The following is a 16,634-nucleotide window of genomic DNA, read 5'->3' on the forward strand; positions in this document are numbered from 1 at the left end:
GGGGGAGGGCATCAGGCCGCACACAACCATGCTATGCTGTTGACCGAATTAACGACAACATAACAGGGGAGAACATGGGTTCCACACGCAAAGGGATGCTCAACGTCCTGATCGCCGCCGTTTTATGGGGCAGTTCCGGGGTTTGCGCGCAGTACATCATGGAGAAAAGCCACATTTCTTCGCCTTACCTGACCATGGTTCGTCTGCTGTTTACCGGCGTGATCCTGTTGACGCTCTCCTTCGTTCACGGCGACAAGATTTTCTCGGTCATCAAAAACCGCAAAGACGCCCTCAGCCTGCTGTTTTTCTCGCTGGTTGGCGCGCTCACCGTGCAGCTCACCTTCCTGCTGACGATTGAAAAATCCAACGCTGCGACGGCCACCGTGCTCCAGTTTCTGTCGCCGACCATTATCGTGGCATGGTTTGCGCTGGCGCGGAAAACGCGTCCCGGCATATTTGTCTTATCCGCGATTTTCACGTCGCTTGTGGGTACCTTCCTGCTGGTCACCCACGGCGACCCGACGTCGCTCTCCATCTCGCCTGCCGCGCTGTTCTTCGGTATCGCCTCAGCGTTTGCCGCGGCGTTTTACACCACCTATCCATCAACGCTTATAGCCCGCTACGGCACGCTGCCGATTGTCGGCTGGAGTATGTTGATTGCGGGATTAATGCTGACGCCGTTCTACGCCGGACGCGGCACCACCTTCGTGATCGACGGCGGCCTGCTGCTGGCGTTTTTCTACCTGGTGGTGATTGGCACCGCGCTGACGTTCAGCCTGTATCTGAAAGGCGCACAGATGATCGGCGGGCCGAAAGCGAGCATTCTGAGCTGCGCCGAACCGCTGAGCAGCGCGCTGCTGTCGGTGGTGTTGCTGGGGGTGGCATTCACCCTGCCGGACTGGCTGGGGACGCTGTTGATTGTGTCGTCGGTGGTGTTGATTTCGATGGATTCACGCAGAAGGGTTAAGGCATCGGCGTAGCCTGATGCCCTCACCCCAACCCTCTCCCACGGGAGAGGGAGAAAAGCACTACTTCGCCTTAACCTTCCCCGCCACCAGCAGCGCCGTCAGCAGCATCAGCGTGCCGGAAATCACCAGCGGTGACGTCAGCCCCAGATGGTCGAGCGCTACGCCGCCCACCGCCGCGCCGCAGGTGTTCGCCAGCTGGATCACCGCTACCTGAATCGACCCGGCTTTTTCCGCCTGATCGGCAAGCGAGCGGGTGATCCACGTCGACCAGCCCACCGGCACCAGCGCAAAGGCAAAGCCCCAGATAATCGCGATCGCCGAAGCCACCCACTTATCGCTACCCCACAACACCAGCACCGCGGCGCTGATCGCCAGCACCAGCGGGGCACCCGCCAGCGCCACCTTCAGGGAGCGCTTCAGGAACTGAGACGACAGTGAGGTGCCGACAAAACTGGCGATACCGAAGCTCAGGAGCACCAGCGTCAGGCCGTCCACGTCAAAGCCCGCCATGGTCATATACACCGGGCGGATATAGGTGAAGAAAGCAAACTGCCCGGCAAAGGCCATGAAGATGGCGGTCATCCCCGCCAGCACGCCCGGACGTTTCAGCAGCGCGAACATGTTCTGTTTGTGGTGCGCCGCTTCCCCCGGCAGGGACGGCAGCGCTTTCCACACCCAGATAATGCACAACACGCCCATCACCGCCGCCGCGTTGAACACGTTACGCCAGCCGATAATCCCGCCGAGGAAGCTGCCCAGCGGCGCGGCAATCACCAGCGCGATAGAGACCGCACCGAAGATAACGGAAAGCGCTTTTGGCACCGTCCGCGCGGGCACCAGGCGCATGGTCAGCGAGGCGGACATCGCCCAGAAGCCGCCTAACCCCAGCCCCAGGCAGGCGCGACCCAGCAGCAGCAGGGTGAAGCTTTCAGCGAAAGAGACCAGCAGGCAGGAGAGCGTCAGCAGCACGCTGAACAGAATGACCACTTTACGACGGTCAATGGTGCCGATCGCCTGAGTGATAAACAGGCTGGCGAACATCGCCACAAACGCGGTGACGGTAACGGACTGCCCCGCCACGCCCTCGGAAATGCCCAGATCCTGCGCCATCGGCGTCAGCAGGCTCACCGGTAGAAACTCGACGGTGATCAGGCAGGCGACGCAGAACGCCACGGAGAAAACCGCCGACCAGTTGGGGCGCGACACCTCTTTGGTCTGCGGTCTGGTTGTGGGCTGGATATGTTCTGTCATGGCATCACCTGAAGATAAAAACGTGCGGAAAAGTCGCGCAGTTTATCATCAAAAGTGTGACGAATTTAACGTTTCGACAACTTTTCTTGCATCGCTGCATTCGCCAGCCCAACGATCCACTCCTGGTGCCCGTTGATCATCGGATTCGGCACGGTGCGAGCAAGTTCCTGTGCAGGAACGCCTTTCTGCGACTCCTGAGTCAGAATACGGACGCGGTTTCCCGGCAAGTCTTCAAACAGCCAGGCGTGGATCACATCCAGACGCGAGCTGGCATCGCCCTCCATCCAGCCGTGCCAGGCGATCCGTGCGGCTTCGCCGTCAACGGGCGGAACATACTCCGTGACCTGCGCCTCAACCGGGAAGCCAAAGGTCGTAAAGCGGAAGCGGGCGTTGGCGCTCAGTTCCGGACCGCTGCCGTCGTGAAAACGAATATCTTCGGCGTTACTGTAGTAGTTCGGCCACAGGGTAGTGTCGTTAAGCTGCGCCCAAATCTCTTTTGCGCTCAGCCCGGCGACGATGATTTCGTTGGATGCAAAGTTATCGGTTGTGCCTGGCAGGTAGTCGTTTGGCCAGATAATGGCGGATTGTTTCATGGTTCACCTCATCAGCGAGTGGATGAAGTGATGGTGCGCCTGCGGCAGATATAAATCTAATGACGATGCTTTATACTCTTCATCACGTTTCGTGATATCAGTGCAGATAAAACACGCCCTCTTCCGGGAGGAAAAGCTGGTTATAGCGCAGCTGGAAGGCGTCAAGCTCCTGCGGATCGGGCTCTATCTCGCGCATGAAGCCGAGCGCGAGGCGGATTTGCGCATCGGTGATCGGTGCGGCCAGGCGGGCTTTACGCAGCATGCGGTGCCAGGTATGCAGATTCTCTTCGCTACCGTCGACGATGCAGACCTGCCAGATAAGCAGGACCTGGGCGGCGTTTTGCAGGTGCGCTTCGTCTGGGCGCTCAAGGTAGCGGATAAACTCATTGCCCGGCGTTTTACCGAACTGGTCGATCATCGATTCTACCGGCATCGGGGTGATACCCAGCCGTTCGCTCAAGCGTTTGATGGCGCGGCGGGAATCCGAGGTCAGGACACGAAACCCAACTACAAACACCACGGCAAGCGTTGCCAGCATTATCCAGACCATGCGTTCTCCTTAGACTAGCCGCCCATCATAGCGGGAAACGCAACGCGTCGACAGCGGGCAGCGCCATAATAGTGAACGGAAAAGAGGTAGCAAAACATCATGAAAGCGGATCTGCGCACGCTGGATCTAAACCTGCTGAAAACGCTTCACGCTCTGCTGGATGAACGCAGCGTCACCCGCGCGGCGGCGCGTCTTGCTCTGAACCAGCCCGCCGTGAGCGGCATGCTCAACCGCCTGCGGGACTACTTCGACGATCCGCTCTTTATCCGCGCCCCGCACGGCATGGTGCCAACCACGCGCGCGGAAGCGCTGGCCGCTCCGGTGAAGCGCATTCTCGCGGATATCGACGTGCTGCTTCAGCCCGTTGCCTTTGACCCAAATACCGCTCGCCTCACCTTCACTCTTGCCGCTACGGATTATGCACTTCGGGCGGTTGTTGTGCCGTTTATCGCCGCCCTTAAAACACAGGCGCCTGACATACGCGTGCGCGTGGTGCCCGTTACCCCCGGTAGCCTTGTCAGCCAGCTTGAGCAGGGCGCTATTGACGTAGCGCTTATCACCCCCCACACCACGCCCGATGAGCTTCACAGCCGTGCGCTTTATGATGAACGGTACGTATGCATGATGCGCGCCGATCATCCAAACGCCGGAGAGCCAATGACGTTAGACCGATTTTGCGCCCTTGAGCATGTGCTGGTCTCTTACGAGGGAGACGGCTTTCGCGGGGTAACCGATAGCGCGCTGGAGAAAATTGGCCGGACGCGGCACGTGGGGCTCTCGGTGAGCCACTTTTTGGTTCTGCCGGACGTGCTGGCCCTCAGCGATATGATTGCCGTCGTGCCGTCACGCATCGCGGAAAATCAGACGGGGATGTTCATCTGCGAGACACCAGTTCCCGTGCCAGGCTTTACCAAGAGCATGGCCTGGCACGGCAGAACGCACCGCAATCCCGCGCAGGCGTGGCTGCGCGGGCTGTTGCTGCAAACCAGTCAGCGGGCCTGAAGCCCCTTAAGCAGCGCCTCGTGGAAGCGCTCAGGATCCTGCATCTGCGGCGCGTGGCCCATGTCGTTAAATTCCACCAGCGTAGCGTGCGGGATGCGCTTCGCCGTCTCCTTTCCCAGCACCGCATAGTTGCCGAGCGTTTTGCGGATCTCAGGCGGGGCGAGATCTTTCCCGATGGCGGTGTTGTCCTTCGTGCCGATCATCAATAATACCGGCATGCTGAGTTCGCTAAATTCGTAGATCACCGGCTGGGTGTAGATCATGTCGTAGAGCAGCGCCGAGTTCCAGGCCACACGTTCTTTTCCCGGCCCGTTGTTCAGCCCGGCGAGCATGGTCACCCAGCGTTCGTATTCCGGCTTCCACTCTCCGGCATAGTAGGTATTTTTCTCGTACTGACGAATGCCGTCGGCGCTAACCTTCAGCTCGCGCTGGTACCACTGGTCGACCGTAATATGCGGCACGCCGCGCGCTTTCCAGTCCTCCAGGCCTATCGGGTTGACCATCACCAGCTGCTCCACCTGCTGCGGCCACATCAGCGCGTAGCGGGTCGCCAGCATGCCGCCGGTCGAGTGGCCGATAACCGTCACGCGATCGACGCCGAGGGTTTTCAGCAAGGCGTGGGTGTTATCCGCCAGCTGCTGGAAGGTGTACTGATAATGCTCCGGCTTGGTGGATTTGCAGAAGCCGATCTGGTCGGGTGCGATCACGCGATACCCGCTGGCTGAAAGCGCGCGGATCGTGCCGTCCCAGGTACCGGCGCAGAAGTTTTTGCCGTGCATCAGCACCACGGTGCGGCCGTTGGGTTTTTCCGGCTTCACGTCCAGGTAAGCCATATCCAGAGGCTGGTTCTGCGAGGTAAAGGTAAAGTGTTTTACCGGCCAGCCGTAGTCAAAACCTTCCAGCTTCTCGCCGTAGGTAGGTGCATTCGCGGCCATTGCGGGGGAGGCCAGCGCCATCAGCAGCGCCAGGCAGGACAATCGTCGGGTTAACATGCAAGCTCTCCGTTAGCAAAAGGGGCTAAGGCTGCACGAAAGGCGGCAGCAAAAACACTGTAGAGCATGGAGAGGAGCGGGTGTGTAAAGCGGGGTAAAGGTGTGGCGTACAAATAAAAAAGCCCGGCATCACACACCGGGCAAAGAAGTTACCTGCACACTCAGGCTACTTTTAATTTCTGCGCACGATTCTCACGGCGAATTTTACGTTCTTCCAGCACCGCTACCATCGCCATCAGGACGATACAGCCGATCGCTGCCGCATCCAGCGCCGCGAAGGTGCCCGCCCAGCCGGTGAGACCGAAAATCGGCGTGCCATCGGCGATCATGCCCAAGCCCAGCTTGGCGAAGCTGTCGCCGATCAGGTAGGCGAAGGTGCCCTTAATCCCATCGGCGGCGCCGATCGCTTTTTTCGGGACAAAGCCAACCGCCGCCACGCCAATCAGCAGCTGAGGGCCAAACACCAGGAAGCCGAGCGCGAACAGGGACGCCAGATAAACGTACTGGTTGCTGGCGTGCTGGTAAACGCCGAGCGTGGCGATAATCAGCGCCAGCGCGATGCAGGCCACCAGCGCGCGACGGCCGTTGGCGAGGTCGGAGAGCCAGCCCCACAGCAGCGTGCCGACCAGCGCGCCCACTTCGAACAGGGTGAAGCCCTGAATCGCCACCTCTTTAGAAAGCTTCAGCTCCTGGAAAGCATACACGGTTGACCACTGGTCAATGCCGATACGCACCACGTAGAGGAAGATGTTTGAGAAGCAGAGCAGCCAAATCACTTTGTTTTTCAGCACGTACTCAACAAAGATCTGCCATTTGGTCATCTCGTTCTCTTCGGTCTCTTTGTCCTCTTCGCTGATCTCCTCGCCGAACAGCTCTTCGGCTTTGCCGAGGCCGTACGATTCCGGGGAGTCGCTGCCGTAGCGAAGGCCGATAAAGCCGACGATCAGGGCGATAATCGACGGGAAGATAAACATGCCGATCACATGGCCGTCGAACAGGTAGTTTGCGCCGAACAGCGCTACGCCAGCCGCGCCCGCCCCGCCGAGGTTGTGGGAGATGTTCCACATGCCGAGGTAGGAACCACGCTTGCGGCGCGGGGTCCATTTGGTAATGGTGGAATAGCTGCACGACCCGCCGGTACTCTGGAAGAAACCGCTCAGGGCGTAGAAGGCGATCATCAGGAACAGGCTAACGGAACCCGCGCCCATGCTGGCGCTGAAGCCGAGCATACAGATGGCGGAGAGGATCAGCATAAACGGCAGGAACTGCTTGGTGTTTTTGCCGTCTGCATAGTACGAGACAACGGTTTTCCCCACGCCGTACGTAATGGAGAAGCCCAGGCCAATCATCCCCAGCTGCGTCATGCTCAGCCCGTAGGTCGAGATCATGTCGTTCTGCGCGATGTTAAAGTTTTTGCGGATCAGATACATGGTCAGGTAGCCGATGAAGACCACCAGATAAGACTGCATGAACGGTTTGAACCACATCTTGCGCCGCACGTCGAGCGGCAGATCCAGGGTCGGCTTGCGCACCTGGTTTAAGAAGGCCAGCATGGTTGGTTTACTCCTGAGCTGATTTTTGCAGCATTGTAAAAACCAGCCAGGAGAGATGCCTGAGACAGCGTCCAGGTGAAACCGGGAAAATTTCTTAGTTTTGCGCGTCTCGGCAGCAAAAGGTGAGGCGCGTCACGCTTCGCGCGGCGCCTGCGCGTGCAAAAACGGCAGTAAAAGCAGGGCGGAGATGCCCGCCGCGATGGCGATCACCGCGAAGAACCCGCTCCAGTGCCAGATGTCGATCACCCGCGCCAGCGGCCAGCCGGAGAGCGATGCGCCAAGATAGGCAAACAGCCCGACAAAGCCCGTCGCCGCGCCGGCCGCCTCTTTGTGGGAACACTCCGCCGCCGCCATGCCGATCAGCATCTGCGGGCCAAAGACGAAAAATCCGATGGTGAAGAAGCACGCCGCCTGCATCACGTAGCTGGCGAACGGCATCAACCATAGTGAGCCGACGGAGAGCAAGATCCCGGCGGCAAAAATCAGGTTCATCGGGCCGCGGTTGCCGTTGAACAGCTTGTCCGAGCCCCAGCCCGCCACCAGCGCGCCGATAAACCCGCCCAGTTCAAACATGGTCACCGCCGAGTTGGCGGTCACCAGATCCACGCCGAGCGTCTCGGACATGTACAGATTGCCCCAGTCGTTGATGGCCGCGCGCACCACGTAGACCAGCACGTAGCAGAGCGACAGCAGCCAGATGTAGGGGTTTTTCAGCACGTATTTGGTGAGGATCTCCTGGCGGGACAGCCCGGCCCCTTCCTGCTGCTGGGCGATCTCCATCTCGTCGTGCCGCCAGTCGCCCACCGGTGGAAGGCCGACGGTCTGCGGCCTGTCGCGCAGGCGCCAGCAGAGGAACAGCCCGGCGACAATCGCGAGGCCACCGGCTATCATCATCCCCGCGCGCCAGCCGTAGTGCAGCGCCGCGGCACCCACCACCATCGGGATCAGCGCCCCGCCGACGTTATGCGCGGTGTTCCATATCGCCCACCAGCCGCCACGCTCGTTGCGTGAGTACCAGGCGGTCAGCAGGCGGGCGCAGACCGGCGCGCCCCAGCCCTGGAAAAAGGCGTTCAGCGCCCACAGCAGGGCGAAGGCCCAGAGCGAGGTGGAGAAGCCAAACAGAATATTCACCACGCCGGTGGCGATCAGCCCGACGCCCATAAAATAACGCGCGTTGGAGCGATCGCTGACGATGCCGGAGAAGAACTTCGACAGGCCGTAGGTGATGTAAAACAGCGTCGCCAGCAGGCCGATATCGGTGCGGGTCATCACGCCGCTCGCGAGGATCTCCGGCGCGGCGGCGTTGAAGCTTTTGCGGGTAAAGTAGAACAGCGCGTAGCCGAGCCAGATGGTAATCAGGATATGGCGACGCCAGTAGCGGTAGCGGGAGTCGATTTCCGCTTTGTTGCTTAGCGGGGCGGCGCTGGCGGGGGTTTTAAACATGATGCGTCCTTAACGGCAAACTGACGCTGACGCGCGTCCCGTGGGTGCAGGAGAGGCTCAGCGTGCCGCCAAGCGCCTTTACGCGCTCGCGCATGCCCGCCAGGCCAAAGCCCTGCTGGCCGGAGCCCGGCGGCAGGCCGCAGCCGTCGTCTTCAATTACCAGCATCAGGCGCTCGTCCTGCTGCCAGCCCTGGATCGTGACCGCGCTGGCACTGGCATGTTTGACGATATTGTTCAGCCCCTCCTGACAGACGCGGAACAGGGTTACGCGCTGGCCTTCGCTCAGCGCAGATTCGTTAATTCGCCAGTCGAGATGGCTGACAATGCCGCGGCTTTCCAGCTCCATCTCGCGCATCAGGGAGCGTACCGCCTGCTCCAGGGAGAGATCGTCAAGCTGGCGCGGGCGCAGCCGCCCTAACAGGCGACGAACGGAATCATAGACGCCCAGCGAAAGCTGTTCGATATGCGCCCCGCCCTGCTTCACGCCCGCGTTTTCTGCCGCCAGGCGCTGAACAATGCCCGCCTGGGTACGGATGGCGGTGATGGTCTGGCCGATGTCGTCGTGCAGCTCGCGGGCAACCTCTTGCCGCACGCTCTCTTCCGTCTCCAGCAGACGCTCCGCCAGACGGCGGTTGCGCGCCAGCTCGTTTTGCAGGGACTGGTTCAGCTCGCGCAGGCGCTGTATGCCCGCGCCGAGCAGCAGCCCGGTCAGGCTCTGGGCCAGCAGGGAAAGCAGTAAATCTACCGGATGATCGTGCCAGGTCTGGCTGGCAATCAGCGCGATGGCGTTCATCAGCGTGGCGATCAATGCGCCCTGCCAGCCGTAGTGCCAGGCAAGGGCGATGATCGGCAGCGCCAGACAAAACGGCGTGAAGCGTGATAATTCAGCGGGGAGACCAAGCTGGAGCCACAGGCTCACCACAAACAGCAGCAGATACCAGATGAGATGCCGGGCGCGCCAGTTCACCGGCTGGGAGACCAGCGCCGGGCCGAGCGGCTGCCAGACAGTGCTTGTAAGATAATGCCAGATCACAAGGCAGGTCGGGGCCAGCGTCAGGCCGCCGGTAAGGGTCAGCAGCAGGGCGTTAAGCACCTCCTTTTCACCCACCCACGGCAGGGACTGCAACAGCGCGGCGGCAATTAGCGCCGCCCCCTGACGCAGCAGCGTGCGCCAGTCGCGCTGGTGACGGTAGCGGGAAATCAGGGCGACCGGGATAAGCGTGAGCAGGCTTCCGGTCATCAATAACGGCAGATGCGCCAGCGCCACTTCCTGCGCCAGCCAGATCAGCATCAGCCACTCTGCGCCCAGCAGCACCGGCCAGTAGCCGCGCGGGCATTGCAGCATCAGCCCCAGACGCAGGCCAAAGGGGAACAGCAGCACCGCCAGCTCCGGGCGTTCCACCAGATGCAGGCTGATACTCCACAGGCAGAACCACGCGGCGGAGAAGATAAAAAAGCTGGCGACAACGGCGATCAGCCGCGAAAAAAGGGAGTTCATTGCCAGCTGTCAAACATACGGCGCGCCAGCTCGACATCGTTACTGACGTTGAGTTTTTCCATCAGGTTGGCGCGATGAACGTGAACGGTCTTTGGCGACAATCCCAGCTCTACGGCAATCTCTTTCACCGACATGCCCTGGGCAAGTTTCTCTGCCACCTGACGCTCGCGTCTGGTGAGTGGATCCTGCCGTCCCGCCGCCAGCTTGATGGCGATATCCGGCGTCAGGTAGCAGCCGCCGGTGGAGACGGTGCGCACGGCGGCGATCAGCTCATCCGGGCTACAGCGTTTTGAGAGGAACCCGCGCGCCCCCGCGTTGAGCGCCTGCTCGACCAGCGCCGGGCTGTCGTGGACCGAGAGCATAATGGTCGCCATTCCTTTCGGCAGCTGGCTTAACAGCTCAAGCCCGGAGAGATCCGGCATTGAGATATCGCAGATACAGACCTGCACCCCGCGCCCCGGCAGGCCCGCCAGCGCCTCGCGACCGGAGCCAAACTCGGCCACGACCTGGAAATCCGGTTCGAGGTTGAGAAGCTGGGCAAAGCCAGAGCGGACGATAAGGTGGTCGTCAATAAGGGCGATGGTGGTCATGTGTGTTCCTGCGGTCTGAAAAAGCCGGATGGCGCTGCGCTTATCCGGCCTACAAGAGCGAAAGACGCTTACCTTAAGCGATCTATTCGAAGAACACCGCAATTTTGTTAAACATGGTGGGATCGGACTGGTTGCGCGCCACGTTGGTGACGTCTTCCAGCTTGTCGATCTGCGCTATCATCTGCTCCAGACGCTGGTCGTCGTTGACCAGTAGCCAGATGCGGCTGTGCTCGCTGCCCTGAATCGGCAGGCAGAGAATGCCTTCCACGTTAAATGCCCGGCGGGCAAACAGCCCGCAGACGTGGGTCATGACGCCAGGGTGGTTGCGGACGGTGAGTTCCAGAATGACGTTATCATGTTGTTTCTGCATGGCTTATTCTCCCACCATCTCAGTATTTGCCGCACCCGGCGGCACCATCGGATACACTTTTTGTTCAGGGTCGATACGCACGTGGATCAACGCCGGGCCAGGGCGAGAAATCGCATCCTGCAACGCCGCGTGGGCATCTTCTTCGGCGTTCAGATCGCAGGTGTGCAGGCCAAAACCAGCGGCAATCTGCATGAAGTTGATCATCCCCGGATAGGTCGCCGCAAACACGCCCTGCTTATAGAACAGGCTCTGCTGCTGGTGTACCAGACCCAGCGCCTCGTTGTTCATCAGAATGATTTTGACGTCTAACTGGTTTTCGGCCGCCGTCGCCATCTCCTGAATATTCATCATCAGGCTGCCGTCACCGGAGAAGCAGATCACCTTACGGTCCGGGTTGGCGAGCGCCGCGCCAACCGCTGCGGGCAGGCCGAAGCCCATGGTGCCAAGGCCGCCGGAGGTCAGCCACTGGCGCGGGCGGTTCAGCGGATACGCCTGGGCAGTCCACATCTGATGCTGGCCGACGTCGGTGGTGATAATCGCGCTGTCATCCACGCAGGCGGCAACAGCGTTGATAAGACCATAGTGGCTCAGCGGGTCGCCCTCGGTTGGGATAGCGCCCGGGAACTCGCGTTGCAGATCGGCCACCAGCTGGCGCCAGTCGGCGCGGTCGGTTGCCACCGTCTGCGGGATCAGCTGCGCCAGCACCTCGGCCACGTCGCCCTGGATCGCCACGTGCGGCTGCTTGATTTTACCCAGCTCGGCGCGGTCGATATCCACGTGAATGATTTTGGCGTTCGGGCAGAACTGCTCGGTTTTGCCAATCGCCCGGTCATCAAAACGCGCCCCCATAACTATCAGCAAATCCGCCTCTTGCAGGATGTAGTTGGTGCTGCGCGCGCCGTGCATGCCCAGCATCCCTAAAGATAATGGATGCGCTTTGGGCAGCATACCCAGCGCCATCAGGGTCATGGTGGTCGGCAGGTTGGCTTTTTCCGCAAACTGGCGGATTTCATCCGCGGCGTTGATCGCCCCGCCGCCCAGATACAGCACCGGGCGTTTGGCGGCGTTGATCATTGCCGCCGCATCGCGCACGCTCTCAGCGCTGAACTCCGGCGCGGGGGCACGCTCGCCCGGCTCCGGCAGAATGTCGATCTCGATCTCTGCGGTCTGGACATCCTTAGGAATGTCTATCCACACCGGGCCCGGGCGGCCAGACTGCGCAATGCGGAACGCATCGCTGATAACCTGAGGCAGCTCGCTGATATCGCGAACTAAATAGTTATGTTTGGTGATGGGGATAGAGATGCCGTAGGTATCGACTTCCTGGAACGCATCGGTGCCGATCATCGAGGACGGCACCTGGCCGGTAATGCAGATCAGCGGAATGGAGTCGAGACGCGCGTCGGCGATGGCGGTCACCAGGTTAGTGGCGCCCGGCCCGCTACAGGCCATACAGACCGCCGGTTTACCCTGGGTACGCGCCATGCCCTGGGCGATAAAGCCTGCGCCCTGCTCGTGGCGCGCCAGCACGTGGCGGATCTGTGTGCTTTGGCTTAACGCATCATACAGCGGCAGCACGGTCCCACCCGGGATGCCCGCAACGGTGGTGATGCCCTGTCGTTCCAGTAAATGAACAATCAGCTGCGCGCCTGTAAAACGCGTCTTGGTGGATGTTGTGCCCGAACTTGCCATGCTCCAGTCCTTTTCTTCTGAGCCAGCTTTACGCGTCGTAGTTCAGGTTGCAGATGCGTTGGCTGCGTTCCCTCACCCCAGTCACGTACCTATGTACGCTCCTGGGGATTCGCTCACTTGCCGCCTTCCTGCAACCCGAACTACTTAGCGTATCCGGGAGGGGTCCTAAACGAAAAACCCCGCCCGGTTTGCGCCGGCGGGGTTTTGGATTCGTGTGTTGATCCAGTCCCTACGGCGCATTGCCGACGACCACCACCACACGCACGACGACCACTGCGGCAGGTTGCGCAGTTTTTAGTAGGGTCGAAGTGAAGATGGATGAAGTCATTGGGGACCTGTGTTTGGAATCATTGATTGAATTTATACAAACACAGGTTTTCGGGCGTGACAATGGAAATATTTTCATCTGCGCAAAAATGCGTCAGGGATCACGTTTCAGTAAGTTGCTCGCTCATTCCAGGCATCACTATAGATGACATTGCCGTCACAATACTTCCAGGTGATTTTCTCGTAGCGTATAAGAACCGTTTCAAGGTGTGTTCCGGTGTTTGCGCCGGGATACAGGTCTGGTGTGATTGAGGTTATTTTCACATTCTCAAGGAGGATATTAAAATATTCCTGTTCTAAACCCGCCTCATTAATCTGATACATCTTAATAGTGGCTGACTTGAGCATTCTTCCCGTACTCAGCGCCCGAAATAAAATCGGGGTTACACGATCAAATTCCTTCTGAAACATGACGGGCATGTGTATGCGCGTGCCCGTTAATTTCCCGGTATTTCCGTCGACTGGGATATTGACATTATGAGTGAACGATTTGAGTTCAATTGCACCTTCACGCCCTGACACAAGGCAAGAGCCAACCATGGGAGAACCATTTTCATCTGTTAAAAACAAATAAGCTGGGTTTGACATAAAAAAATCCTTTTTATATTATTTAATCGTACTTATCAAAGTGGCCGAAAATTATCGGATGTACAATAATAAATACAATGATAGAAATGAATGTTAGTAATACCCAGTGGTCAGGCACTAACCACAGAAACAAAGAGGCGCACGCAAAAATATAAACAGGGAATAAAATATCCGTGAATAGAATTGATAACAGACTCTTAAACATGCTCCGTGCTCTTTAAGTCTTTATAAATTGCATCGAAATCCTTATAGAATCCCAACTGCACCTTCTTAATGAGTTCAGACAGGAAAGGCTCAAAAAAGTAGTAAAGCATCTCCAGTTGTGCGGCATAGAGGGTGGCGTAATACTTAGGGTCCAATGTTTTCAGGCGGCGAGCAGCAAGAGCGCACTTCTGTTCCGTTCCAATCAATTGAAGCGCCATGACAACGTTAGGTACGCGGCGTGCAAGCCGTTCGACGACGATTTCAGACAGCAGGCCTGATTCGGACAGGGATTTGGCCAGACCCCATGCTATTGCTAAACGCGCGGCCTTGCTGGTCGGTATGTTATTAACAAGCCCTGTTACTTTTGAATCTATCTTGCGAACGCGATTGTGTTCATTCCCGTTTTCTGAATCGGAAATAACATGTTCAAAATAAAGATAGAGCATGTGTGCTATTACATCGCGATAACGGTAAAGCGAGAGGATTGAGAGGTACATTCTCTTTTCTTCGGAGAGAAGCTCGTCACACACATCGTGATAGCTGGGGATTAAGCATGATGAGTACCAACTTACACACTCAATTCCTGAGTAAATATCAGAGCCAATCCCCTTTAATGCTCGCCATGTTCCTGCAACACCTTGCTGTCCATAAATAGCCAACTGCCTGTCACTCTGGAACTTCATCTTTAAATAATCAGATGCTTGCATAATGTGTCCACACAATGATTGCAGCTATAGAAATATACATTGAAAAGTCCAGAAATTCAAACCAGTAAAATTGCTTTACATAAACATTCACATAAAAAATAAGTCAGTACGATTTTATTTATTAGGTTATATACGAAACAACTTAATTACTTGAAGGGCATTAGCGGTTTTTATTAGTTCACACATTTTTAGTTTAATCATTGCAAAATGAGTCTAATACCTATCTCTATAAAGAGAGTTGCATAAGCGATGCTATCCCGTTCACAACGAAGCTAAATAGCAGAAACCTCGCTTTTACAGCAGTCTTTTTATGGGCAGACCAGAAAACAAAAAACCCCGCCTAAGCGAGGTTTTTATCAGGGTTTTGCGGTTGGTTGCCGCAGAACACACTGTGTTACGTCAACGCGAAAAGTATACGCGATCGAAGACGAACGCGCAATTCCGGCACGGATTTTGACGTTTTTGAGTATGGATCGCCTTCCAAAATTTGTCCATAAAATACTGTTCATGCATACAGTATTTATCTATACTGAGGGTGTTCGCAGTGAGCGAGGGGGCCGCAGTTTACCGGCGCAACGAAGTCCTGGCTGAAACGGGTGGTGCCGTCAGTGCCTTAACCCCTGAAGTGAGCACACTGTGTTACGTCAATCCAGGTGCTGGCCACAGGCGGCGGAAAGGTACGCCAGCATCGTGCTCCTTTTAACCAAAAGGAGACGCGTATGAGCGTCGTGGATATGGTCATACTTGTCCTCAAACTCATTGTTGCTGTATTGCAACTGCTTGATGCTGTCCTGAAATACGTTCGGTGATTCAGGTTCAAGTCGCACCTGAGAGGGGCGGGCAACCGCCCCTCTTTAATAACGAGGGAATGCTATGTCGCGTCTGTTAATTGAGCCCGTCACGCCCGATGAACCCGGGTATATCGCCCTGAAGGCGGAGAGTATCGCGTTGAATTTCAATATGCTGCGCAGGCTGGAAGAGAACTGGCAGCGGGGTGAAAACCGCTTTAACGCGCCGGGTGAAAAACTGCTGGGGGCGTTTCTTAACGGCAGGCTGGTGGGCGTGTGCGGCCTCAACCGCGATCCGTTCAGCCAGCAGCCGCGCGCCGGACGTATTCGTCATCTCTACGTCAGCGAAAAGTGCCGTGGGCAGGGCATTGGCAAACAACTTTTGACCGTGGTGATGGCGGATGCCAGCATCTGGTTTGATTTTCTTAATACCCATGCGCCGGAAACCGCGTACGGATTTTACCATCGGGCGGGCTTCAGGCTGGTGTCAGACGAACCCCGGGTGACGCACCGCCTTTTTTGCGCAGTGTAAGCGGCTGGCAGCATCGACGGGTGAATGTTACAGTTGGATGACATTTCACCAACCGATACGCCATGACCATCACCGTTTTCTGCATTTTACTGTTCGCCGCACTGCTGCATGCCAGCTGGAACGCCATCGTTAAAGCCGGAACGGATAAACTCTACTCGGCGATCGGGGTCAGCGGTTCAGCCGCGCTTATTGCCCTGATTTTACTGCCCTTCTCTCCTCAGCCAACTGCCGCAAGCTGGCCATATTTGTTCGTCTCCTGTGCGTTACAGGTGGTGTATACGGTACTGGTGGCAAAAACTTATCAGGTCTCCGACATGAGCCAGACCTACCCCCTTATGCGCGGGACGGCCCCTATGCTGGTGGCGCTGATCAGCGTAATGGTGCTCGGGGATCATCTCTCCCGGTTTGCGTGGTCCGGCATTGGGGTCATTTGTCTTTCGATTCTGGCGATGGCGATGAACGGCCGCATGCAGTCACGCAAGGGGATCTGGCTGGCGCTGCTGAACGCCTGTTTTATCGCCGGGTATACCCTGGTGGACGGCACCGGTGTGCGACTCTCGGACACTGCGCTGGGCTACACGCTCTGGACCTTCTTCATGAACGGTTTCTGTCTGCTGAGCTGGGCAATGGTGGCGCGGCGTCGCGAAGCGTCCAGCTACCTGCGCCTGCATTGGAAAAAAGGGCTGCTCGGCGGCGTCGGGACGATGGGATCTTACGGTCTGGCACTCTGGGCGATGACCCAGGCACCGCTGGCTGTGGTCGCCGCACTGCGTGAAACCTCTATTCTCTTCGGCGCATTAATCGCATTTGTGCTTTTAAAAGAGAAGGTTGCCGGCCTGCGCATCGCGGCGGCACTGGGAATTGCTGCCGGTGCGATCCTGCTGCGCCTGGCGTAATTCACTGGCAACATTAGTTGCCGATCTTGTTTACAAATCCTGCCTTCACGTCTTCTGTCATTCATCACAGTAATGCTTAAATTGTCATCT

General features: G+C 57.8%; 18 protein-coding genes. 5 read left to right on the forward strand and 13 right to left on the reverse strand.

From position 1 onward, the window contains the following. Positions 1-74: 74 nt before the first annotated feature. Entirely contained in the window at positions 75-980 is a 906-nt protein-coding gene (locus tag ACOTX1_RS11560; RefSeq protein ID WP_023315096.1) for an EamA family transporter, read from the forward strand. A gap of 48 nt (positions 981-1,028) precedes the next feature. On the opposite strand, the gene nepI is transcribed toward ACOTX1_RS11560, so the two are convergent. From nepI to ACOTX1_RS11575, 3 genes are all read right to left on the reverse strand, one after another. After that, complete coding sequence (gene nepI / locus ACOTX1_RS11565; protein ID WP_022650101.1) at positions 1,029-2,219, reverse strand: purine ribonucleoside efflux pump NepI; 1,191 nt, start codon at positions 2,217-2,219, stop codon at positions 1,029-1,031. Positions 2,220-2,284: 65 nt separating this feature from the next. Next, positions 2,285-2,812 (reverse strand): SRPBCC domain-containing protein, encoded by a 528-nt coding sequence (locus ACOTX1_RS11570; protein WP_032667173.1) that lies wholly within the window; start codon positions 2,810-2,812, stop codon positions 2,285-2,287. A gap of 97 nt (positions 2,813-2,909) precedes the next feature. Beyond that, positions 2,910-3,362 (reverse strand): DUF1198 domain-containing protein, encoded by a 453-nt coding sequence (locus tag ACOTX1_RS11575; protein WP_003861042.1) that lies wholly within the window; start codon positions 3,360-3,362, stop codon positions 2,910-2,912. Positions 3,363-3,461: 99 nt separating this feature from the next. Here ACOTX1_RS11575 and ACOTX1_RS11580 point away from each other — a divergent pair, with 99 nt between their 5' ends. Continuing rightward, entirely contained in the window at positions 3,462-4,364 is a 903-nt protein-coding gene (locus ACOTX1_RS11580) for a LysR family transcriptional regulator (protein WP_023315094.1), read from the forward strand. Here the strand turns inward: ACOTX1_RS11580 and ACOTX1_RS11585 are convergent. From ACOTX1_RS11585 to ACOTX1_RS11630, 10 genes are all read right to left on the reverse strand, one after another. Further along, entirely contained in the window at positions 4,352-5,356 is a 1,005-nt protein-coding gene (locus tag ACOTX1_RS11585) for an alpha/beta fold hydrolase (protein WP_023315093.1), read from the reverse strand. The genes ACOTX1_RS11580 and ACOTX1_RS11585 overlap by 13 nt on opposite strands. Before the next feature lie 161 nt (positions 5,357-5,517). Then, positions 5,518-6,909: a hexose-6-phosphate:phosphate antiporter gene (gene uhpT, locus ACOTX1_RS11590; RefSeq protein WP_023315092.1), complete on the reverse strand. Its 1,392-nt coding sequence runs from the start codon at positions 6,907-6,909 to the stop codon at positions 5,518-5,520. A 132-nt stretch (positions 6,910-7,041) separates the two neighbouring features. Next, complete coding sequence (locus tag ACOTX1_RS11595) at positions 7,042-8,352, reverse strand: MFS transporter (protein WP_003861050.1); 1,311 nt, start codon at positions 8,350-8,352, stop codon at positions 7,042-7,044. After that, positions 8,345-9,850, reverse strand: coding sequence for a signal transduction histidine-protein kinase/phosphatase UhpB (gene uhpB, locus ACOTX1_RS11600; RefSeq protein WP_003861052.1), 1,506 nt, complete (start codon positions 9,848-9,850; stop codon positions 8,345-8,347). Before uhpB ends, ACOTX1_RS11595 begins: the two co-directional genes overlap by 8 nt. Beyond that, entirely contained in the window at positions 9,847-10,440 is a 594-nt protein-coding gene (gene uhpA / locus ACOTX1_RS11605) for a transcriptional regulator UhpA (RefSeq protein ID WP_003861054.1), read from the reverse strand. The genes uhpB and uhpA overlap by 4 nt, the downstream gene beginning before the upstream one ends. 82 nt (positions 10,441-10,522) lie before the next feature. Beyond that, a complete protein-coding gene (ilvN, locus tag ACOTX1_RS11610) occupies positions 10,523-10,810 on the reverse strand; it encodes an acetolactate synthase small subunit (RefSeq protein ID WP_003861055.1) in 288 nt (95 codons plus the stop codon). Between the two features lie 3 nt (positions 10,811-10,813). Beyond that, positions 10,814-12,502 carry an acetolactate synthase large subunit gene (gene ilvB, locus ACOTX1_RS11615; RefSeq protein ID WP_003861056.1) on the reverse strand — a complete coding sequence of 563 codons (1,689 nt, stop codon included), beginning with the start codon at positions 12,500-12,502 and terminating at the stop codon, positions 10,814-10,816. Positions 12,503-12,731: 229 nt separating this feature from the next. Continuing rightward, positions 12,732-12,830 (reverse strand): ilvB operon leader peptide IvbL, encoded by a 99-nt coding sequence (gene ivbL / locus ACOTX1_RS11620; RefSeq protein WP_057979964.1) that lies wholly within the window; start codon positions 12,828-12,830, stop codon positions 12,732-12,734. 107 nt (positions 12,831-12,937) lie between these two features. Continuing rightward, positions 12,938-13,417 (reverse strand): Hcp family type VI secretion system effector, encoded by a 480-nt coding sequence (locus ACOTX1_RS11625; protein WP_023315091.1) that lies wholly within the window; start codon positions 13,415-13,417, stop codon positions 12,938-12,940. A 197-nt stretch (positions 13,418-13,614) separates the two neighbouring features. Beyond that, positions 13,615-14,328, reverse strand: a complete 714-nt coding sequence (locus tag ACOTX1_RS11630; protein ID WP_023315090.1) for a hypothetical protein — start codon at positions 14,326-14,328, stop codon at positions 13,615-13,617. A 719-nt stretch (positions 14,329-15,047) separates the two neighbouring features. Between ACOTX1_RS11630 and tisB the strand changes: the two genes are divergently transcribed. The 3 genes from tisB to ACOTX1_RS11645 all read left to right on the forward strand — a co-directional run bounded on the left by tisB (position 15,048) and on the right by ACOTX1_RS11645 (position 16,544). Further along, positions 15,048-15,137 (forward strand): type I toxin-antitoxin system toxin TisB, encoded by a 90-nt coding sequence (gene tisB / locus ACOTX1_RS11635; RefSeq protein WP_017383683.1) that lies wholly within the window; start codon positions 15,048-15,050, stop codon positions 15,135-15,137. Between the two features lie 64 nt (positions 15,138-15,201). Beyond that, a complete protein-coding gene (locus ACOTX1_RS11640; RefSeq protein ID WP_003861064.1) occupies positions 15,202-15,648 on the forward strand; it encodes a GNAT family N-acetyltransferase in 447 nt (148 codons plus the stop codon). Between the two features lie 62 nt (positions 15,649-15,710). Continuing rightward, entirely contained in the window at positions 15,711-16,544 is an 834-nt protein-coding gene (locus ACOTX1_RS11645) for a DMT family transporter (protein WP_023315089.1), read from the forward strand. Positions 16,545-16,634: the final 90 nt, after the last annotated feature.

The sequence above is a fragment of the Enterobacter cloacae complex sp. IR5401 genome (assembly GCF_049238425.1).
GTDB classification, from domain to species: domain Bacteria; phylum Pseudomonadota; class Gammaproteobacteria; order Enterobacterales; family Enterobacteriaceae; genus Enterobacter; species Enterobacter hormaechei_C.